Here is a 21,733-nt window from a genome sequence, read left to right on the forward strand (position 1 = left end):
CTTTCCTATTTTTGTATAACTGGCTCTGGATAATCAAAGCCTTTCGTATCTACTTCTACAGTTTTCATTATTTGATCTTCTTTAGGTTTATCGCTACCATCCCGCTCAACTGCAACGATTTTATCGACAACTTCCATTCCTTCAATGACTTTACCAAAAGATGCATAATCGCCATCTAAATGAGATGCCGCCTCAACCATAATAAAGAACTGAGAACCTGCTGAATCCGGCTGTTGTGTACGAGCCATTGATAAAACACCACGCTCATGTGTCAGTGTATTTTCAAATCCATTTGATGAAAACTCCCCTTTAATTGAATAGTCGGGGCCTCCCATTCCTGTTCCGTCTGGGTCTCCACCTTGTACCATAAATCCTGGAATAACCCGATGAAAAATAAGTCCATCATAAAATCCTTCTTCTACAAGAGAAATAAAGTTAGCCACAGTATTTGGTGCAGTTTTCGGCTCTAATTCAATAACAATTTTTTCATCATTTTCCATCGTAATTGTCACGATTGGATTTTCTGTTATAGCAGCTGTGTAGTCTTCCGCGCTTCCTTGCTCGGTATTATCTGTGGTTTCAGTACCACATGCAGCTAACCCTAGCATTAAAATGGCCATAAAAAACATCCAATAAAATTTCTTCATTAACTTACTCACTCCTTTTCCAATATACTTCCATCATACTATGGAATTATGAAAAAGAGCATCAACTCGTATATAGTTTTTATATAAAAATCACCTAATCATTGCTATATCAACAATTAGGTGATTCATCAATTAGAGCGCGCTTTATTTAAGGTTTTAATATAAACTTAATGCTTTGATCTTCGTGATCGTGGAACTTTTGATAGGCTTCACTAGCTTCAGATAATGGCACTTTATGCGTAATAATCTCTGTTGGATCAATCTTTCCTTCAGCAACCATTTCATACAGCATAGGACTATAATGAATTGCAGGTGCTTGGCCCATCTTCACCGTTACATTGCGCTCAAATATATTGCCTAATGGGAACATGTTGTACTTTGAACCATATACACCTGTCAGCTGAATTGTACCAAACTTTCTAACAGCTTTTATCCCTACATCAATCGCACTCAATGTTCCGCCTTGCAATTTCAGTTTTTGCTGTGCCTTCTCTACTAGCGACATTTTACCATCCATTCCTACACAGTCAATTACTACATCTGCTCCTCCATGTGTAATTTCATGAAGGTGATTACCAACATCATCAAAATCATCAAAGTTAAATATTTCAACATTATTTGTTTTTTTCGCATGGTCTAGACGATATGAAAGAGGATCTACTACTAATACACGTTTCGCACCTTTCATCCACGCAAATTTTTGTACCATTAATCCAATTGGTCCTGAGCCTAATACAATAACTGTATCGCCCTTTTTCACTCCTGCATGCTCTACACTCCAATAGGCAGTCGGCAATACATCCGATATAAACAGTAATGCCTCATCTTCTAGTTCACAGTTGTCTGGTACTTTAAATGGTATGAAGTTTCCGTACGGTACACGGAGGTATTCCGCCTGTCCACCTGGGAAATTGCCGTAGCGCTCTGTATAGCCAAAATAGGCACCCGAATCAATAGCTGGATTTTCATTGGCATTGTCACATTGGCTTTCCAACTGATTTTGGCAGTAGAAGCATTCACCGCATGCAACATTAAAAGGAATAACAACTCGGTCTCCTTTTTTTACTTTCGTCACATCAGGTCCGACTTCTTCCACGATTCCCATCGGTTCATGTCCAATAACAAAATCTTCTCTCGTTGGGATTGCCCCACGATAAATATGGAGATCTGATCCGCATATTGCCGTAGAGGTAATACGTACAATAATGTCATCTGGCTTTTCAATTTTTGCATCAGGAACTTCTTTTACTTCTACTTTTTTGGCACCTTGGTACGTTACTGCTTTCAAAAAGACCCCTCCTGTTGGATAAAGTATTAGATTTGAACTTCAACAAAGTCAATCTGTAATTTATTTACCCTGATGTTGAAAAATTAGACATAAAATTAAAAATGCACTAATTCTGTGAAGAATTAGTGCTTGATTGTTACCGGTTTTTTAAATTTTGGTTTAATGGTGAAGCATAGTCTGTTACTTCTTTTAAAGCTTTTTCCTCTAAAGGAATACGGATGGAGAGAATTATTAAATTTAAAATAGTAAAACAGATTGCTGTAAAATATGCTTGGAACATGAGAGGAATTACAGCTATTTCCAAACAGACAACTAAGTAATTTGGATGTCTAATATATGAATAGGGACCTTTAACAACAACATTTGCTCCAGGTAAGATTATAATTTTTGTGTTCCAAAATGGACCTAGAGACGCTAAACACCATACTCTTAGTAATTGTAGTAACAAAAAGATGAATATTAAAATATACTGTGGTGTAAGTTGTCCCGTAAAATAGATTACTTCTACTATAAGGCTTACAAAGAAACTCACATGGAGTAAAATCATGAATGGATAGTGGGAAGCACCAACCTCATATGCCCCCTTCGCCAACATGGATTTTTCATTTCTTTTTGCTATAAGTAGTTCTACTAATCTTTGTATAATAATAAAAGCTAGTACTAAATAAAAAAACAGTTTACTCCCTCCATTCTAATAAAACTACTTCTCCACTAAAGCCAGGACCTAGAGCTACTAAGAGACCCAGTGTGTTTTGCTTATTTTTCTTTAGCATATATTCCTCTAACACATAAAGTACCGTTGGTGATGACATGTTTCCATTTGCCTGTAATATTTCACGTGAAACATTTGTATGCGCTGATGTGAGCTGAAGCGCTTCTTCATATGCTTGCAAAACTTTTTTCCCACCAGGATGTGCAACAAAATTAACAATTTGTTCAGGTAATACATCATGATTATTTAAAAACTCATGAATAAACGGACCTAGCCATTTTGAAATAATAACGGGTATGTTTTTGGAAAATACTACATGTAACCCACTATTTTTAACATCCCAACCCATTACATCTTCAGAATCCGGCATCCATTTGGAACCTCGTCCAATAATATGAGGGACTGATATATCCTGTCCAAACTCTACATTATCCCCACATACGAGAGCACAAGCAGCACCATCTGCAAATAACGATGCTCCTACTAAATTACTTTTTGAATAGTCTTCCTTTTGGAATGTGAGACTGCATAGTTCCACACAAACTACGAGCACTTTTGCATCTGGATAAGCTTTGCAGTAATCAAACGCTCTACTAATCCCAGATGCTCCACCAGCACAACCTAATCCCCATATTGGGATTCTAACAAGCTGATTTGAAAAAGGGAGGATATTCATTACTCGTGCCTCTATACTTGGCGTAGAGATGCCTGTACTACTAATAAAGAATATGGCATCGATATCTTCAGTAGAGATATCCTCTTTTAAAAACGATCGATTTGTTAAACATTTCTTAATTACTTCCACACTATATTCTGTAGCTAACTGAATATAAAGCTCATTACGTTCTTCAAAAGTATGTTCTTCTCGATACCAATCTGGTGGAACACAGAAATTACGTGTCTTTATTTCACCATTTTCAAAAACCTTTAATAATCGATCTAGTCTTGAAATCTTATGTTGAAAAAGCTCTTTCGTTAGTTGCTCAATATTAGATTGAGCTAACGTGAATGGCGGTTTATATGAACTAACTGAAGCGATTTTTGGAATAATAATTTCTCCTTATATGAGTTATTTTCTTTCAATGTATTTATAAATTTAAAAAAATATACAGAATATGGTGGAATTTATAAAACTGAAAATAATAGCACTATCCCTTCGGACGGTGCTATTATATGTTTTACAATAAGCATCAAATGTTTATACGACATTCACTCTTGAAGTAAATATTATTACCAACCTCTGCGTTTTGAACAACCGCAGCCACCCGGTCTAAATGGTGTTCCACACATTGTATGTGTTTCATAGCATTCATGTCTTACGGATTCTGTATGTGGGAAATAATGTTGATTATTAATGTATTGTTGGTTAACCGTTGTTAAATGAGATGGATGAACATGTGGTACCACCATATTCGTTACATTTCTTTGAACATATTGTCTTGTAGGTGACATTTGTGGTGATCCAAATTGTGTTGGCGCTGTTTGGACCGGTAATTCTTGCCCATAATTTTGAAACGCTTGAACTCTTTCCTCATCAAATGATTCAAACCAGTTTCTATTAACCAATTATATCCTCCTTCCATAATGTTGATGTTTCTTTACTAACGTATGAAAGGATTCCATTGGTACCTATTTAATTGCCTATAGTTCAAAATAATTTTTTAATGGGAGATACTTAAATGCTTGTCGTCTAATGTTTAATCTACAGATAATGGACCGTAAATTTTAGTCCATACTTCCTTAACGCCAGCTGCTGCATGTTCAGTAGCAAAATGGATATGCTGTGATTCTGGTAGCTTTAAAATAGCCTCGCAAGCATTTCCTACTGCAATGGCTGGATAGCCGAGTTTGAATAAGCTGAGGTCATTTTCAGAATCACCAGCCACAACAACCTTTCCTTTATATTGACACTTATTAAGTATATATGTGAGGGCAGACCCTTTATTAATATTAGCAGGTAGTATATCTACATCTTTGTCACTGCTAAATACAATATCCACTGCCAAATTAAGCTGTTGGACGGATTTTTTAAGTATTTGAACTTGCTTACTCTCTGCAAAATAAGCAAGACGCCAATGTGTATTTATAGGCTGTTGTGCAATTCCAATAGAAGTGGCTATTGTTTTAACCTGTTCAAAGTCATTTTGCTTAATATTGCGGGCCCACTCCTCATCAAGTTCATATGTTGGTCCAACATAAATAGAAGCCCCAACATCACACACTAAAATATCTGGCTTTGGCAGTTGTTCGCGCTCAATTAAATCAATCGCCGACTGTTTATATCTTCCTGTAATATATATAAGAGATGTATTTTCTAGTGCTAACGTTTCCCACAGCTCTTTGTGGGGCACCTTTTCACTAACAATTGTATTATCTAAATCTGTAGCTAAAATATGAGGTTTAAGGTAAGGATACGTAGGCATTTTTACGTTCATACAGCTCCTTCACTTTACGGGAAATAAGAGTCCAGTTAAATTCTCTTTTTGCATATTCCTTAGCATCTCGACGCATTTTTAATATCTGTTGAGAATTCTTTAAGAAATAGACCATGCTTTCACTTAACTTTTGCATATTGGCTTTTGGAATATGGAATCCTGTTACGCCTGATTTAACAACGTCTTTTAATCCACCCACATGTGTCGCAATTACCGGACAGCCACATGCCTGAGCTTCTGCTGCTACCATACCAAAAGATTCATAATGAGACGGCATAATCGTAACTAATGCACCTGCATAAAGACTTTTTAACTGTTTCTCGGTTTTTGGGCCGAGGAATAGTACGCGGTCTTCCATCCCTTTTATTGCTTCTTTTAGCTTTTCGCTTTTTGGACTAAAATTCTTTAAATCAACCGATTCTGGACAGCCCCCTGCAATAAGTAGCTTCACATTATCTGGTACATCGTTCTTTTTTAACATATGTCGGAATGCATTTAAAAGATCAAAAATTCCTTTTGATGTTTCAAGTCGCCCCGCATAAAAATAATATGGAAATGTAAATTGTTTCGTATCTTCTGATGCCGCTAAATAAACCGGTGATACTCCCACCGGCACAACAGATACTTCGCTTACATGTTTTGTGAAGACTTCAATTTGTTTTTTCTCGTTTGGAGTTGTAGCGAGGACAACATCGGCTTTTTGCATAATTATCTTTTCAAAATGCTTGCGCTTTTGATCAATAAATCCTGTACCTTGCTCTTTTGCAATTGCAAGTGAATGATTTGTGTGGCACCAGTAGAAAGAATATTCTTTTTGAAGATAATATGCGAGTACACCGGATAACCAGTAATGAGTATGAACAACGTCATAGCTGCTTAGATCTAATGTCTCTTTCATTTCTTCATAAATACTAGGCAGAATAGCAAACATCTGCTGCTTATCAACAAAGCCTTTTTGACCTCCAGCAAATCTGTAGACTTTACTACGCTCTCCCAGCTGTTCAACAGCCGGCTTTTGTTCATTGCTCCAATGGGTAACAATATCTACACTGTACCCAAGTTCATCAAGCTGCAATGCTAAATGTTTCACATAATTATTCTGTCCGCCTGCCTGTTTACTTCCAAGCGGAATTAAAGGATCGCCATGATCAGAAATAAATAGTATTTTTTGCTTCAAATGAATCGCATCCTTTCGTTCTTAAGCAGCAAATCTGAGCTGTAATACTTTACTGCCGTCTTGCTGTTATTCAATGAAATGACGGTTACTTCCATAAGAATACTGTTTTTAGCTAGGCTGATTTTCAATTCTTTAAGCTTCGCTTGATTCCTACTTTTGTACAAAAGTATCCTAACTCTATCTAGCAAGTACTCTAATAGAATATGGTTTTATGTTTAATCAACTTTTCCACACCTAAAAAAGCGCCCCTCTATTTATTAGGAACATTTGTCAGAAATTTAGAGTCGCTTATTCTATTCCCTAAATCACTTATCATTAAACTAAATATTCACATAAAAGTACTAAAAGCGTATTTATTATCTTAAAATCCTTTTAAGTAATAGGTTAAGAAGAACAATTATTTAAAGAATATTTTTTAAGAAGTGTAAAAGAATTTTAGAATTAAAAAAAGCTATTCTGAGCATTGCACCTACAGAATAGCTAGCTATTTAAATAACTTCCAGCGTTACCTCGATATTCTTTCTAGTGGCTTTTGAATAAGGACATACTTCATGTGCTTTATACACAAGCTCTTCTAATTTTTCACGCTCAATACCTGTCCCTTTAACTTGTAAAACAACGCCAAGTTTAAAACCTTGATCCTGTTCGTCCTTTAACAGACTAACATTAGCTGTCACTTCAGAGGTAAACTTGATACGGGCTTTACTTGCTGTTGATTGGAGAGCACTATCAAAACAAGCGGCATACCCAGCTGCAAATAATTGTTCCGGATTTGTTGCATTTTCAATCTTCTTTGCGCGTGGCGTACCTGGCATTGCTGTATCGAAATGGATTACTCCATCTTCAGATTGTACTTTCCCTTCCCTACCCCCAGATGCTGTTGCAGTAGAAGTAAATAATTTTTCAGTCATTACACTTCAACACCTCTCCATTTTGATTACAACGTATCTCTACCCTCTTTTTCTTTTTTTATGCATTTATTATTTCTTTTATTTATGGATTGTTGAATCAGGAGTGATGAAAGAGAGCGCTTGCTTATGTTTTGGATAATTAGTGAGGGGTAACAACATATAAGTATTTATGGGGAGGGTATAGAATATTATGTTCGGAATATCTGACCTTATCTCACTTATCATTTCTGCATTTATTATATTGCCTGTTGTTGTATTTCTTCGGGAAATGGGCTATATAATTGTAAGTTGGCTTTTTGGTGTAAAAGAACCAAGATTAACAATCGGATCTGGACCAAGATTTATGAAACTTGGGATGTTTGATATTCGTAAAAACTATCATATTTATAGTTGGTTTTCGTATGATGAGTTGAAATATGAAAGCAAGTTTTCCTATATTTGTATTTATTCAGGCCCTATTCTAATTAATCTCTTCTTAGGTCTTACAATCAACTTTTTAATTGCCAATGGCTGGGCAGAAGAATACAAAACATTTTGGGATCGTTTTGTTTTTTATGCCTTTTATTATGTACTGTTTGATATAGTCCCAATGGTTACGTTTAACGGCAAGCCTAATAACGGTATGATTATTTATCAAATGATTAGGTATGGGAAACGTATCGATTCGAGTAACGAACCCTTTCTTCCAGCAACTTCAGATGTAGAGAAAGAATATCAAGAGTATATGAAGAAATATGAGGAAAGTAAAAAACAAGAAAAAGAAAAACCGTAACTTCAGGACTGTTGACATAAATGAAACTTTAATTCGACTACACATTAAAGAAAAGGCCCACAAAATCATCATTTAATTTTGATTAACTTATAATAAAAGAAGAGCCGGTATGACCGAGCTCTTCTCTTGCTAAACACCTCTTTTATTTCCCCAGATAAGGGTATGCAGCTGGGGTAATACCTTCACATTTTTTAATTCTGTATCCATCATTACTTTATCGATTAACTGTTCGTATTTTTCCAATAAATGCTCAACCAATCCTGATGTATTATTAGATGTAATATCATCATTTCCAACTTGAAGATAAAAAGGAGTATTCGGAAATTGAAGGTGTACTTGTTTAGCATAGGCATAATCTTCTTCATTAAAGACCACAATTTTAAGAGAGATACTCTGATTGCTGCTTCTATCTCTAAGCTTTTCCAAAATATAAGAAAGCATAGAAAAGTCAGTCTTCATGCCGGAACTAGGGGGCTTAGGTGAAATTGTTAATTCATCTACTTCATACAACCAATCTTGCCACTTGCTTCCCTGTGTCTCAACGCCAATCTTTATATTATTCTCTTTTAAAACTTTAACAAGCGATTCCAGATTACGCAGTAGTGCAGGATTTCCTCCTGAAATTGTGACAAATGAAAAGCCGTTTCCCCCACGGCGTTTTAACTCTGACCAAATTTCTTGTGCTGTCATTTGAACAATAAGGTGTTTGCCACTGCCATCCCATGTAAAAGATGAGTCACACCAGGAACAAGAATAATCACAGCCAGCTGTGCGTACAAACATAGTCTTCTGACCAACCACCATTCCTTCTCCTTGTATCGTCGGACCAAAAATCTCTAAAACCGGGACTTTACTCAATTTCCATCCACTCCCTTCTTGCTTCGGCATAGCTTGTTGGAGTTTCATATAGCTTAATAAATTCTACTCGTGCCCCTTGAAATCGATGTTCATCAAGCAAGGCTTCATTCAACTTTTCAAAAATCCAGACGACAATATTTTCTGCAGTCGTATTCATCGGTGGCAAAGTCTCATTTAAATAGTGATGATCTAAATAAATCTCTATTTTTTGTTTCCAAATCTCCTTGATGTCACCAAAATCAATTACAATTCCTCGTTCATCGGTATAACCACTCAATCCTAAGACTGCACGATACGTATGACCGTGTAAGTTTTTACATTTGCCCTCATAGTTGTGTAAATGATGAGCTGCATCAAACGTAAATTCTTTGCTAATGAGAACACGTTTTGAATGATATTTTAATTGATTACTCTGGATATCTTCATCAATTTTTTGTAGCTTTTCAACAATTCTAAAATTAGTCATGTATTAAAAACTCCTCCCTGAAAATCTTCCCGACACATTTCAAGAGAGGCACTATGATTCATTCTATTAAAACATATGTAAAAACAGAAAAAGCCACGTCCTTTATGGACATGGCAAGTTGTCATGTTTCCATAGTTTTTTATAGAGGGTATAAGCTATGAACCTCTCCCGTTCAATTCCGGGCATTCTTTTATAAGGACATTCTATATAAAGTATTAGGAAATTTCAAATTTATTATTCCATAAAAAACATTAAATTGTATTTTCAAACAATACTTTCCAATAATTTATTCAATTTTTAAAGGTGTTAGCATATCTTTACCGAATTATTAATATTGTAAAAATTGCAGGATACTTTATTGAGGAAGGTAGCGATTTATGGAGACATTACAAACTTTTCTAAATGATTTCAATAATCAAATGCAAGTATTGCACAATGCTGCGACTGAAGCAGCATGGATGGCTCAAACAACCGGAGACCCTATGTGGGCAGATAAATTGAGTGAAGCTGACACACAATACAATCTTTTATTCTCTTCAAAAGATACCTATGAGAAAACAAAGCAATTTTTAGCAATGGAAAATATTACGGAGACTGAAAAACGTCAGCTTCAACTTTTATTATATGGAATGGAAGCCAACCAACTTCCCGAAGAAGTAATTGCTGATATATCAAAAAGAAGTTCTGAATTAAATTTATTATTTAACACTTACTCCCCTGAGGTGGATGGGAAAACGTATTCTGCGAACGAAATTCGGGAAATATTAATGTATAGCGATGACCAGGAATTACGCAAAAAAGTATGGTTTGCTAGTAAAGAAGTTGGAAAAGTTGTGGAAAAAGGGTTGCTTGAGCTCGTAAAAAAACGCAATGAAGCTGCGCAAATGCTCGGTTATGAGAATCATCATCACATGAGCTTTGCTCTTCAAGAACTTGACCGCGATGAGGTATTTGCTATTTTTAACGACCTCGTTCTTCAATCAGATGAAGCTTACCGCTCGATGAAAAGAGAGCTTGATGAACAATTGTCAGTTAAATTTGGTATTACGCCAGAGGATATACGTCCATGGCATTATATTGACCCCTTTTTCCAAGAAGCACCTCCATCTGAGTTAACAAACACAGACTCTTTCTATAAAGGGAAAGATATTTTAGAGCTTACTACCGATACGTTCAAATCAATGGGTATCGAAATTAACGACTTATATGCAAAAAGCGATTTATTCCCTGGTGATAATAAAAATCCAACTGCTTTTTGTATAGATATGAACCGTGAAGGCGACATTCGTGTCCTTTGTAGCATAGTGGCGGATACGTATTGGATGGAAACAAACCTTCATGAGTTCGGCCATGCAGCTTATTATAAGTATATAGACTCTAACCTCCCATTCCTATTACGCTCTGAAAGTCATATTTTAACAACAGAGTCGATTGCGATGCTATTCGGGAAAATGGGAAAAGATCCCCGCTGGTTAAAACGATTCCTACAAGTAGATGAAGAAACTGTAAATGCGCTCTCTCCTGAACTAGAAAAGTTTCTGCAGTTACAAATGCTAATCGCCGTAAGATGGATTGTGACCTTTGTTCTTTTTGAAAGAGAACTATATGAAAATCCTGATCAGAATTTAAACGCTTTATGGTGGAAAATTGTCCATAAAATTCAGCTTGTCACACCCCCGGATTCAACAGATAATCCAGATTGGGCAGCAAAGATTCACTTTTCACTTGCACCAGTTTATTACCACAACTATCTTCTAGGGGAATTAATGGCTGCACAGCTACTTCGTCATATCGAAACAGAGGTATCTCCGGAATTTTTCACAAAAGAAACGGGGGAAGTTCTTATCAATCAATTTTTTAAACCAGCCGCACTCTATAACTGGAATGATAAAATACGTAATATAACGGGGGAAAGTTTAACCCCCTCTCACTTTGTAGAGATTTATTGTAAAACACAAATAAAAAGTTAATAAGTGAAAAAGGGTAGTTGGGACTATATGGTCTAAACTATCCTTTTTCTATTTCTAATGAAATAATTTGAAGTTTTAAAGTATAAAGCGAACCTTATTATTATTTTAAAAAAATAATTTAATCGTTCTTTATGATTTTTCTAAACTTATTCTCTACTTTACTTAGGTGAAGATATTCTTATTTAATGCAAAAAGTTCTACTTTTTCATTAATTTCATAGGTAGATAGATTTAACATATTTTTGAATATCTGATACTAATTATCAATATTTTAGAATATTTAAAAATTTCGATATTCGAATTGGTTTACCTGTGATAAATTGGAAATGTCATACTAAACTGAAAAGTATGAAAATTAAAGGTGAAGGGGAAATGAGATTTGAGTAAGTTTAAGTTTACGAAGTTCTTTAGTAGTGTTCTAGCCTTCGTTATGGTGCTTTCTTTATTGTTGCCATTCTCGAGTGTGAATGCTGAAGAACTAAAATCATTCAAGCAGAATAATCAAAGTGAAAGCACGATTCAACTAAAGGCGGCTATTGCTGAACAGCTAAGCTTGTCTAAAGATGGTCCAACTCTTCACGAAAGCTTACAAAATGTATCGGGCAATCAGGATATTGCAGTTATTGTTCATTTATCTGAAAAGCCTGTTGCACTAGAGCAAGGGATGAGCCAAGTTAAAGGCAAAAAATTCTCCAATGCTAGAGCAAATGAAGTTCGTTCAAATGTAAAAGCCCAGCAAGCAAAAGTAAAAAAAGAGTTAGCTGTCAAAAATGTACAGATGACTCAAGGGTATACGTTTGATACGGTTTTAAACGGTTTCGCAGCAACTATTAAAGCAAATGATCTTCCGAAACTGCTTTCAGTAGACGGAATCACACTGATTGAGCCTGATGCGACGGTTTATGCATCAGAAGATCAAAACATGAAATCATCGGAGCTTATTAAGGAAGAAACATTAGAAGCTTATATGAATACAAGTAATTCCTTCCTTGGCATCGAACAGCTATGGAACGAAGGTATTGAAGGACAAGGAGTTAAAGTAGCAGTACTAGATACGGGTATTGATGCAGATCACCCGGAATTTGCTGGAATTTATAAAGGTGGTAAAAACTTTATTCCTCACTCTTCAACTTACAATAAACCTCGTGCAGATGACGATGCGTCGGAAACTTTACCTTCAGAGCGCCCAGCTGGGACACCTGAATTTAATGCAAACGGTAGCTCATTCTATACTTCTCACGGTACACATGTTGCTGGGACAATTGCAGCAATCGGAGCTAACGAATTTGGCATCAAAGGAATTGCTCCAAAAATAGACCTTTATGCTTATCGAGTTCTTGGAGCATATGGTAGTGGTGCTACATCAGGTATTGTAAAAGCTATCGAAACTGCCGTTTTAGAAGAAATGGATATTATCAATCTTTCACTTGGTGGCGGAGCTAACTCTGAAACCGATGCTGGTTCATTCGCGATTAACAACGCAATGATAGCGGGAACAATCGGAGTCATTGCAACAGGTAACTCTGGTCCAAATCGTGGGACAATGGGAACACCAGCAACTGCTCGTTTAGGGATTGCTGTTGGTAACACAACAAATCCAGAAAAAATGTATAACGGAGAAGTTAATATCACAGTTGGTGATTACAACTTAACAAAACAGCTTCCATTAATGGGAACAACTTTTGGCAAAGATTTAGCAACACAGCTTCAAGGTGAATTCGACCTAGTTGCGATTCCAGGAAACGGAGAAGTAAAAGATTTTGAAGGAATTGATGTAGAAGGTAAAGTAGCCTTAATTTCTCGAGGCAATATTGCATTCGTTGATAAAATTGCAAATGCAAAGGCCAATGGTGCCGTTGCAACAATTATTCATAACTTTGCCGGTGGATCGAATGCACCAGACATTTCAGGAACTTTCCTTGGGGATTCATTTGAGTTCCTTCCAACATTTGATATGTCCGTAACGGATGGTGCTGCAATCCGCGCTGCATTAGCTGACGGAATTGGAAAAGTAAGCTTTGGAAAATTTGCTTCCACAACGACAGCTGGAGATGATGTAAACTCTTCAAGTTCCCGTGGGCCATCTACTCCAAACTTTGACATTAAACCAGATGTAACGGCGCCTGGAACAAATATTATGTCAACAATTCCTATGTACAAAGCAGACTTCCCTGATGCAGATTATACGGAAGCTTATGCTCGTAAAACAGGAACTTCTATGGCAACACCGCACATTGCAGGTATTGCTGCATTAGTGAAGCAAGCAAATCCGAATTGGAGCGCTTTTGATGTAAAAGTAGCACTTTCCAATACAGCAAAAGTATTAGATAAAGCAAAATATGATGTGTTTTCTCAAGGTGCGGGGCGTGTAAATGCTTATGCAGCGGCTCATCCAGAAATTCTTGCATATGCACTTGATGAAGCTATTTTAGATGGTACAGGTGCTGTTGTTGAAAATCTGAAAGGTACTGTTACTTTCGGTCCTCAATCACTAAAAGATGGCAATATTTCTGTAACGAAACAAGTTTTAGTAAAAGATATTAAAGGTAATGGCGGTAATTATAATGTTTCCGTTGATGTAACGAAAACTTTCGGTGATGCAACGATTACAGTAGATCAGCCGACATTTAATTTAGCTGGTGAGCAGCTTTTAAATATTACCTTAACTGCTTCTCAAGCTGTGGCACCAAATGGCTCTGAAATCTTAGGTTTTATCCACATTAACGGTGGCGCTACAGAAGCTTCATTGCCATTCGCGGCTGACTTCGGTAGTGCAGCAACAACAGAAATTAAAGATTTTAAAATTACGGAAACAGACTTATCATTTAACGGTGATGGTGTGAAAGACTCAGCGGTACTTTCATTCACATTAACTGGAGATGTAACAACGAACTATATTGAGCTTTGGGATATTATGAATCCGGAAGGCGGAGAATATGGAGATGGGTATATTGGTTATCTTCATTCAGGTACTTCACTTGGAAAAGGTTCATATACACTGAATGTTGGCGGTCAGTATAAGCCATGGGGCAGTGCACCTGCAACAACGATTCCAGATGGTCTATATACAATTGATTTCACAGGTCTTGCAGCTACAGGAGTAGTTTCGGATTATGTTGGACCAATTGTCGTGAAAACAACTAAACCGGAAATTACAGGTACAGTAGCTGAAGGTATCGTTACAGGACAAGTAACAGATAAGTATATTGACTATAATGAAGAGTTATATTTATACGGTTTAGATTACAATTTAAATGATAAATTAAAAGCTTCATATGTTGCGACTGTAAATAGTGAAGTACAAGCTCCGGTTGCTTTTAACTTAAATCAAGACGGTAGCTTCACATTCCCGGTAACAGCAGAAACGAACGCTGTAACAGTGGTAATTAATGATGCTGCGGGAAATGTTGGCGAAGCGATTATCTTTGAAAATGAAATCGTTGAACCGGTAAAAACACTTTCTGTTAACCCTACTGAACTAAGCTTAACAGCTGGCGAAACGGCACAGCTTGCAGTAACAGAAACATCAACACCTGCTGAAGGTGATGCAACAGAAGAAGATGTAACCTCAAAAGCTACTTATGTTATTGCAGATGAAAATGTAGCAACAGTAGTCGATGGATTAGTAACTGCAGTAGGAGAAGGTACAACAACAATTACTGTTGCATACGGTGAAAACGAAGTAACTGTAAATGTTACAGTTACAGCACCTGTTGTAGAGGTACCAGTCGTAACACTGGAAATCAACCAAACTAACGTTGAGACGAGCATCGGTAAAGAAGTAAACGTTACGATTACTGAAGTAACTACTTTAAACGGTGCAACAACAGAAAAAGATGTTACAAAGCTAGCGAATTACAAAGTTCAAAATGACAAGATTGCTACTGTAAAAGCCGGTACTGTAAAAGGTAAAGGCCAAGGTACTACATCTGTTACAGTAACTTATGGTGAACATACACTGACGTTCGATGTTACTGTTGTTAAGCCTGGTAATGGCAATGGCAATGGCAATGGCAACGGTAACGGCAACGGTAACGGCAACGGCAACGGCAACGGTAACGGTAACGGTAACGGCAATGGTAACGGCAATGGTAACGGCAATGGTCCTAAGCACAATAATGAAGTTACCGAGTCTGAGCTATAATTAAATTTTAGTTAAACAAAAAGAGAAATTGCACAGTGCAATTTCTCTTTTTACTTTTATATTTATCTTAAACCTACTACTATTTCTTCTTTCTTATTAAACTCATCATTTTCCAAGTTTACTTTTTCAGGCTTCACAACGAAAATACTAATTAAAGTCGCAAGCGTGAACAAAGCCATAATTACATATAATACCATGTCATAGGATTGTGTCTTTTCCAGAATAAATGCACTTAACTGGTTCCCTGACAATCCTGCAAATGCCCAAGCTGATAAAGCTAAGCCATGCACAGTTGAAATACTGTCTAAACCAAAGCGGTCGGATAACAGTGGTGGTAAAGAAGAGAACCCACCGCCGTAACCTGCATTTACGATACAAAGTAAAGCAATAATAAGAATTGCCATAGAATTATTAATGCCATCAAACACAACCGTACATAAAATTATGACAATGGAAGAAATGAATATAATTTTATATATGGAGTTACGATCTTTTAAACGATCCCCCCATGCAGAAAATGCAATTCGCCCACCTGCATTAAAAATAGCTGTTAATGAACTAACTAAACCAATTGCTCCAAATCCAATGAATGCTAATATCCCTTTTTCTTGTGAAATTAATGCTAAGCCACATGTAATATTAATATAGAACATCAACCAAATACCGATAAACGTTTTATTCGTTAATACTTTTTTATAGCTAAAGCTTTGCATTTGTATACTTTCCTCTTCGAATCCTGATGGTTTCTTTAAAATTAAGTGTCCAATAACCATCATTACTAAATAGATTCCAGCCAAAACGTAAAACATTGTATAGATATTGGTTGGATTCACTAAAATTCCTTCATTGTTTCTTTCACCAAGTAACTTTTCCATTAACGGACTAGCAATGACTTTTGCTAAACCAAAGCCGGCAACAGCAAGACCCGTTGCTAAACCTTTTTGCTCTTTAAACCAAAGCATCAGTGTTTTTACTGGTGTTAAATACCCAATTCCAAGCCCAATTCCCATAATCACTCCATAAGAAATATAAATACCTAGTAACGACTTTTGATAAATAAAGAAACCTGTTGCTGCCATCCCCACAACAAAAAATATTGCCGCAAGCAATGACGACTTATGAATATCTTTTTCAACAAATTTTCCACCAAAGGCCGCAGACATTCCCAGAACAAAAATGGCTATACTAAATGCCCATTCCACTTCACCGACAGAATTTCCAATGTAAGAGGCAATATCTGCCTTAAACAATGACCAACAGTAAACAGTACCGATGCTACAGTGAATCAACAAAGCTGGAATTACAGCACGAATCCACTTATTTTCAAACTTTCCCACAATAAAACTCCTTCGTTATCCTATTAACCTTAAAATACGAACATTATAATTAAAATTATAGTTTATGTTCGTAATTTATTAATAAATATTGTTATTGATATTTATTTTTAGGTTTTATATTGTTTATTTACGAAAATTAATAAAATGATTATATAACATCTTTACACATAAATGAATAGTAATTGTTATATTAAAATATTTTTTTGAGAAAAGTTAGAAAAGTTAGGCTAAATGCATTATTATATTCCAAAATAAAAAACAGTCTAATGATATTCATTAGACTGTTAGAAAAACTGGTTATTTCGATTTTAAGATTACCATTTTATTTAAACGTTACTTTCACCGTATAGCCTAGGTTGCTAAAGAAACCTTTGAGAACTTTCTCCGCACTTTTTTCTGCTGATTGTAATAAGCCTATTTCAATAGCCTTATCTTTAATATCTTTCTGCGCTATTGCTGCCAAGTCAAATCCTTCATTCCATTTCACTTCCCCACGGAATATTCCTTCGTCAGAGAAAGTTTTAACATGATCCATTTGGATTGCTGGATCATGTATAAGTGTTGCCTTTGGCAGAATAATTTCTAACTCTTTTTTATCATCATTCACCTTTATATCGTCTGAAGTGATACCTTTAAGATCTACTCCTGCGATAACTGTAGCAGGAACTATTAATAACAGCTCCCTCTTTGTACCTGGCAAATTAACTGCAATATTATTTCCGAACAGCTTATTGTCTTCTTCCTCAATAGTTACAGTTACATGGGCTTCAGCTGTTGCAAGCGTGGCTAATTCCTGGACTTGTTCTACAAATACTGTACTTTCGCTTTTAAATGTACTTCCAAAGTATAACCAAGCACCTCCAGATACGAGGCCGATGAGAAACAATACAATTAAAATAAATTTTAATCCCCAAAATTTAAATAGCACCTTCAATAATGCTCCTGAAATATTGGTACTTCTCCTACTTTGTCCAACAACGGCAGTAGCTGCACTTTCTTCTTCGCCCTCTTTTAGTTCCTTCAATATCCGCTCAATTTGTGTTAAGGCTTCGTCTTTTTTACTCATATCATTCCCCCCTCCCTATGATGTTTAATAGACTTCTATTTTTAAAGTAGGGGAAATTATAAAATTTGGCAAGTTATACTATATAAACCATCGAAATTTTAGAAGAAACATTTCTTACATTTCATTAAAACAAACTACTGTTTTCAAGTTTATACACAGAATACATAATTATTTAAGATTTCACTGATAACTATGGTATATTGAATAAGTAGAAAAACACTAATACTTGTTGACATCGAATAATGGTAATTTAAGATTGCGAAATCAGCATTATTGGGTGCCAAACCCATTAGAGTTCTTCAGGAACAAAGAATTCTACCGCAGCATCTCCTTGTGAGATGCTGCCTTTTTTGTTTCCTTTAGAAAAGGATCTTACTTAAGTAAATTATGTAATTTAATTAAAGGAACACTTGCATGACAATACGATGCTTCTAGTTTTCTCAGCCATAAGGTAGAGGCCATCCTATCCTTTAATGAGGAATAAAAAGATGCCAAAACGTCTAATTAACAACGTTTTGGCATCTTTTTAGTTTAGCCATTCTGTAAGTGGAATAATTCCCCCACTTAATTTAAATCTTTCATTGAGCCGTCATTTAAATAAACTTCACCGTCTTTATACGTCATTTGTTCAGGATAACGTAGGTTTATAACCGCATCCTGAAGTTCTTGTGAAGGTGGACGCGTTGAGAGTGACACAATGATATTAGTAGCGAAGGCAGCTATTGCTCCGAAAACACCCGCACCTGTATCGATAATTCCTAATATCGTAAATCCGCCATACTTCGCACTAAAAATGTAAACGAGTGTCACAGTTAAACCGACAAGCATACCAGCCATAGTTCCTTTTGCATTCGCTCGTTTCCACCAGACGCCCAATACAAGTGCTGGGAAGAAAGTACCGGTAGCAAGTGCAAATGCCCATGCGACAATTTGTGTAATGGCACCAGGTGGATTCAATGCAATAATTCCTGCTAGTAATGTTGCAACGACAATGGAAATACGACCTACAAGTAGACGTTTTTGTTCAGAGGCTTGAGGATTGATGATGCGATAATAAATATCATGTGCAAACGACGAAGAAATTGAGATCATCAAGCCACCAGCAGTAGATAACGCAGCCGCCATTGCACCTGCAGCTACTAATCCAATAACAAATACACCTAGATTTGCGATTTCAGGGGTAGCCATTACGACAATGTCATTAGCGATTTTAAGTTCAAGCCACTGAAGAATGCCATCACCATTCGTATCGACTATCCCTAGTTTTCCTGTATCAATCCATGATTGAGTCCAGGCCGGTAATTCCGCAATCTTATTACCAGCGATTTCCGTCATTAAAATGAAACGTGCAAAGGCTGCATAAGCTGGTGCACTAAAATATAAAAGTCCGATAAACACTAGTGCCCATGCACCTGACCAACGCGCTGCCTTCATAGTCCCTACCGTATAAAAACGGACAATAACATGGGGAAGTCCGGCTGTACCACACATTAATGTGAACATAAGCGCTAAAAATTGCCATTTGGTTCCATTTGTAAATGGCGCAAAGTATTCCGAGATTCCGAGCTCTCGGTCAAGTTCGCCCATTTTTGTTACAATTTCACCATAGGAAATCCACGGTAAAGGATTACTCGTTAATTGTAATGACATAAAAATAACTGGTACTAAGTAAGCAATAATTAAAATAATGTATTGTGCTACTTGTGTCCAAGTAATACCTTTCATCCCACCAAATGCTGCATAAAAGGCAATTAACACAACGCCGATCATTGTTCCTAATTTTGCATCTATTTCAAAAAGGCGTCCGATTACTACACCAGAACCTGATAGCTGTCCAATGGAATACGTGAAGCTTATTATTATTGTACATATAGCCGCTATTATTAGTGCTGCCTTACTATTAAAACGGTCTCCGATAAATTCAGGTACAGTAAAGCGCCCAAATTTACGGAGTTGCGGCGCAAGTAATATCGTTAAAAATAAATACCCGCCAGTCCATCCCATAATATAAGCTAAGCCATCATAGCCAAGTAACATGATCGTTCCGGCCATTCCGATAAAGGATGCTGCACTCATCCAGTCTGCTCCGATTGCCATCCCATTAAAAATAGGAGGAACTCCACGGCCAGCAACATAGAAATCAGATGTTTGCTTAGCAGTATTAAATACTGCAATCCAAATATACAAAGCGAATGTACTTAATATAATCACCAGTGACACTAAAAATTGACTATCCATTATTCATCCCCCTTCCATTAGTGATCTATCATATTTTTTGCGCCTATTTCTTTATTGCGTTCATCATCAATCCCATACTTTTTATCAATTTTGTCACCGACAATCGCATTTACAAACAGTAAAACAATGAAAGTAAACAATGCTCCAATTGCTCCCATGAAATAATGGAATGGGAAGCCTAAAAATTGAATTTCAGTCAACGAGTCTGCAAACGCTACGACGACGTAAGACACAAGAAACCAGATAACAAAGTAAACGAGCATGTACCTATTTTTCTCACGGAAATAAGCATCAGCAACCTTTTGATCAATCTTTTTCATTCGGACCACCTTTCTTCATTAATTTATCTCAGATCAAAAATGAATTGAAGCGTTTCCATTAAAGGAAGCGGAACCAACAGTACTTTGACTATCATTAAAATAACTAGTGCAACTACAGGAAAGGTAAGTGCAATAAAACGTTTTTTTATTAGTGCATAGATAAGGCAGCAAATAGTAAATAAAATAAAAAACAGCAGCAACTAAACACCTCCTATAATCTCAACGTTTTCTAATATATGTTGGAAATAACCCAGATAAAACGAATATGAAGTAAAAAACTCCTAGACAATTTGCTCAAAAAAAAGAAAAGGATTACTTAAGGCAAGTATCTAAGTAACTATAAAAAAAAGTAAAACCACCTAAAACGATGACAAATCAACGTCTTAGGTGGTACTTTTAAAAACTTCACTTAATTATGATAAATGCGCATTATTATTTATCCTTAATTCCTCTTATATGCACTAGAAAAGAGAAGTAACGCTACCTGGTAAGCTGCCAATCCAGCAATTCAAGTAGCATTCTTTATTGTGTACTTAATTAGTAAATTAAAGTTATTTTTTTAATTTAAAAACCATTAAAAATCAAGCATAAAATTAACCGTTCTGAACAAATTAATTTTGACTCTGTCGCATAGCTTTGACTCATAAAATGGAGGTGAACGATTGATGGCTAAGAAAAGTAAAACAACTTTTACAAAAAGAAAAAAGCCTAAAAAAGATATTAATCACCGTGAAGAGTATTCCAAAGAGTTTAACCAAGTGATTCATAATAATCCTCCACAAGAAGTGACAAAGCACAGAGGCATATAAGAACAGCTTTAGTCCGGTTCGACTTAGAACTTGGACTAAAGCTTTTCTCACATCGAAAAAATCCGCTTCTCCTTAATATTGCTAAGTGCGATATTTCTACTTCTCAGTAACCCTTCTCTAACTGCACATTTGCTTCTCGTGCAATAACATTTAAGAGAAAATCTTCGGTAATATTATTTACGTTGTCACCATAATAAAAGTCATCAATCATCTCAATTATTCTGTACCAAACAATTAGTTTTTCATCATCATAATCCCAATATTCCCGTAATATTTTATAAACTTCATATGCCCTATCTATAACATTACCGTTACCTAGTATTATTTGTTGCATTAAGTATTGCACGTAACCTTCCGCGCTTTCTTTATGCGACGGCTCTGGCAATTTTAATTCAAACATTGCGTTTTTAAAATATCGTTCCACCTCAAAAATATTAAATGGTTCTCTCAAGGAAGCCAGTATATTTAGCGATGGAGAAGAAAGCTCATTTCCCAACATTTTAAAGGCCCAATTAACATAATCAACTGGAACTGCATATGATTTATATTTCTTATAATATAAAAATTGAGTGTCCATTTAATAC

General features: G+C 36.1%; 19 protein-coding genes and 1 riboswitch. Of the genes, 4 read left to right on the plus strand and 15 right to left on the minus strand.

Features of this window, described 5'->3' with window-relative positions; genetic code table 11:
• Positions 1-5 precede the first annotated feature (5 nt).
• From NYE67_RS20105 to NYE67_RS20140, 8 genes are all read right to left on the minus strand, one after another.
• The gene (locus tag NYE67_RS20105; protein ID WP_340726520.1) at positions 6-647 is read right to left on the minus strand and encodes a peptidylprolyl isomerase; all 642 of its coding nucleotides are present in this window, start codon (positions 645-647) and stop codon (positions 6-8) included.
• Positions 648-795: 148 nt separating this feature from the next.
• Complete coding sequence (locus NYE67_RS20110) at positions 796-1,935, minus strand: zinc-dependent alcohol dehydrogenase (protein ID WP_340726521.1); 1,140 nt, start codon at positions 1,933-1,935, stop codon at positions 796-798.
• Positions 1,936-2,071: 136 nt separating this feature from the next.
• Positions 2,072-2,611 (minus strand): isoprenylcysteine carboxyl methyltransferase family protein, encoded by a 540-nt coding sequence (locus NYE67_RS20115; protein ID WP_445683388.1) that lies wholly within the window; start codon positions 2,609-2,611, stop codon positions 2,072-2,074.
• 1 nt (position 2,612) lies between these two features.
• The gene (locus tag NYE67_RS20120; protein ID WP_340730928.1) at positions 2,613-3,695 is read right to left on the minus strand and encodes a type III polyketide synthase; all 1,083 of its coding nucleotides are present in this window, start codon (positions 3,693-3,695) and stop codon (positions 2,613-2,615) included.
• 182 nt (positions 3,696-3,877) lie between these two features.
• On the minus strand, positions 3,878-4,213 hold the full coding sequence (locus NYE67_RS20125) for a CotD family spore coat protein (RefSeq protein ID WP_340726523.1): 336 nt from the start codon (positions 4,211-4,213) through the stop codon (positions 3,878-3,880).
• A 131-nt stretch (positions 4,214-4,344) separates the two neighbouring features.
• Positions 4,345-5,082 (minus strand): HAD-IIB family hydrolase, encoded by a 738-nt coding sequence (locus NYE67_RS20130; RefSeq protein WP_340726524.1) that lies wholly within the window; start codon positions 5,080-5,082, stop codon positions 4,345-4,347.
• Positions 5,048-6,259 (minus strand): glycosyltransferase, encoded by a 1,212-nt coding sequence (locus NYE67_RS20135; protein ID WP_340726525.1) that lies wholly within the window; start codon positions 6,257-6,259, stop codon positions 5,048-5,050. Before NYE67_RS20135 ends, NYE67_RS20130 begins: the two co-directional genes overlap by 35 nt.
• A gap of 488 nt (positions 6,260-6,747) precedes the next feature.
• A complete protein-coding gene (locus NYE67_RS20140) occupies positions 6,748-7,170 on the minus strand; it encodes an organic hydroperoxide resistance protein (protein ID WP_340726526.1) in 423 nt (140 codons plus the stop codon).
• 190 nt (positions 7,171-7,360) lie between these two features.
• Between NYE67_RS20140 and NYE67_RS20145 the strand changes: the two genes are divergently transcribed.
• On the plus strand, positions 7,361-7,942 hold the full coding sequence (locus tag NYE67_RS20145; RefSeq protein WP_340730855.1) for a hypothetical protein: 582 nt from the start codon (positions 7,361-7,363) through the stop codon (positions 7,940-7,942).
• 129 nt (positions 7,943-8,071) lie between these two features.
• Here NYE67_RS20145 and queE read toward each other — a convergent pair whose 3' ends face one another.
• Positions 8,072-8,800, minus strand: a complete 729-nt coding sequence (queE, locus tag NYE67_RS20150; RefSeq protein ID WP_340730929.1) for a 7-carboxy-7-deazaguanine synthase QueE — start codon at positions 8,798-8,800, stop codon at positions 8,072-8,074.
• Entirely contained in the window at positions 8,793-9,266 is a 474-nt protein-coding gene (gene queD, locus NYE67_RS20155) for a 6-carboxytetrahydropterin synthase QueD (protein WP_340726528.1), read from the minus strand. Before queD ends, queE begins: the two co-directional genes overlap by 8 nt.
• A 125-nt stretch (positions 9,267-9,391) precedes the next feature.
• Positions 9,392-9,438, minus strand: a riboswitch (PreQ1 riboswitch).
• Positions 9,439-9,643: 205 nt separating this feature from the next.
• On the opposite strand from queD, the gene NYE67_RS20160 reads away from it, so the two are divergent.
• Complete coding sequence (locus NYE67_RS20160) at positions 9,644-11,236, plus strand: M2 family metallopeptidase (protein ID WP_340730856.1); 1,593 nt, start codon at positions 9,644-9,646, stop codon at positions 11,234-11,236.
• Positions 11,237-11,614: 378 nt separating this feature from the next.
• Positions 11,615-15,379 (plus strand): S8 family serine peptidase, encoded by a 3,765-nt coding sequence (locus NYE67_RS20165; RefSeq protein ID WP_340730857.1) that lies wholly within the window; start codon positions 11,615-11,617, stop codon positions 15,377-15,379.
• Between the two features lie 62 nt (positions 15,380-15,441).
• On the opposite strand, the gene NYE67_RS20170 is transcribed toward NYE67_RS20165, so the two are convergent.
• The 4 genes from NYE67_RS20170 to NYE67_RS20185 form a co-directional block, all read right to left on the minus strand.
• Entirely contained in the window at positions 15,442-16,716 is a 1,275-nt protein-coding gene (locus NYE67_RS20170) for an OFA family MFS transporter (protein ID WP_340726531.1), read from the minus strand.
• Positions 16,717-17,038: 322 nt separating this feature from the next.
• Positions 17,039-17,782, minus strand: coding sequence for a DUF4230 domain-containing protein (locus NYE67_RS20175; protein ID WP_340726532.1), 744 nt, complete (start codon positions 17,780-17,782; stop codon positions 17,039-17,041).
• A 564-nt stretch (positions 17,783-18,346) separates the two neighbouring features.
• Positions 18,347-20,020, minus strand: a complete 1,674-nt coding sequence (locus NYE67_RS20180) for a sodium:solute symporter family protein (RefSeq protein ID WP_340730858.1) — start codon at positions 20,018-20,020, stop codon at positions 18,347-18,349.
• 17 nt (positions 20,021-20,037) lie between these two features.
• A complete protein-coding gene (locus NYE67_RS20185; protein WP_340726534.1) occupies positions 20,038-20,340 on the minus strand; it encodes a DUF4212 domain-containing protein in 303 nt (100 codons plus the stop codon).
• A gap of 665 nt (positions 20,341-21,005) precedes the next feature.
• Here NYE67_RS20185 and NYE67_RS20190 point away from each other — a divergent pair.
• Positions 21,006-21,149, plus strand: coding sequence for a hypothetical protein (locus tag NYE67_RS20190; RefSeq protein ID WP_340730859.1), 144 nt, complete (start codon positions 21,006-21,008; stop codon positions 21,147-21,149).
• Between the two features lie 103 nt (positions 21,150-21,252).
• Here NYE67_RS20190 and NYE67_RS20195 read toward each other — a convergent pair whose 3' ends face one another.
• Positions 21,253-21,726: a hypothetical protein gene (locus NYE67_RS20195; RefSeq protein ID WP_340730860.1), complete on the minus strand. Its 474-nt coding sequence runs from the start codon at positions 21,724-21,726 to the stop codon at positions 21,253-21,255.
• Between the last annotated feature and the right edge of the window lie 7 nt (positions 21,727-21,733).

Source organism: Solibacillus sp. FSL W8-0474 (assembly GCF_038004065.1).
Classification (GTDB): domain Bacteria; phylum Bacillota; class Bacilli; order Bacillales_A; family Planococcaceae; genus Solibacillus; species Solibacillus faecavium.

Bases quoted from the DNA above. Each gene is read 5' to 3' on its own strand.
- NYE67_RS20105 (WP_340726520.1), bottom strand. From the start codon at position 647: ATGAAGAAATTTTATTGGATGTTTTTTATGGCCATTTTAATGCTAGGG.
- NYE67_RS20130 (WP_340726524.1), bottom strand. From the start codon at position 5,082: ATGAACGTAAAAATGCCTACGTATCCTTACCTTAAACCTCATATTTTA.
- NYE67_RS20140 (WP_340726526.1), bottom strand. From the start codon at position 7,170: ATGACTGAAAAATTATTTACTTCTACTGCAACAGCATCTGGGGGTAGG.
- NYE67_RS20145 (WP_340730855.1), top strand. From the start codon at position 7,361: ATGTTCGGAATATCTGACCTTATCTCACTTATCATTTCTGCATTTATT.
- queD (WP_340726528.1), bottom strand. From the start codon at position 9,266: ATGACTAATTTTAGAATTGTTGAAAAGCTACAAAAAATTGATGAAGAT.
- NYE67_RS20160 (WP_340730856.1), top strand. From the start codon at position 9,644: ATGGAGACATTACAAACTTTTCTAAATGATTTCAATAATCAAATGCAA.
- NYE67_RS20175 (WP_340726532.1), bottom strand. From the start codon at position 17,782: ATGAGTAAAAAAGACGAAGCCTTAACACAAATTGAGCGGATATTGAAG.
- NYE67_RS20180 (WP_340730858.1), bottom strand. From the start codon at position 20,020: ATGGATAGTCAATTTTTAGTGTCACTGGTGATTATATTAAGTACATTC.
- NYE67_RS20185 (WP_340726534.1), bottom strand. From the start codon at position 20,340: ATGAAAAAGATTGATCAAAAGGTTGCTGATGCTTATTTCCGTGAGAAA.
- NYE67_RS20190 (WP_340730859.1), top strand. From the start codon at position 21,006: ATGGCTAAGAAAAGTAAAACAACTTTTACAAAAAGAAAAAAGCCTAAA.
- NYE67_RS20195 (WP_340730860.1), bottom strand. From the start codon at position 21,726: ATGGACACTCAATTTTTATATTATAAGAAATATAAATCATATGCAGTT.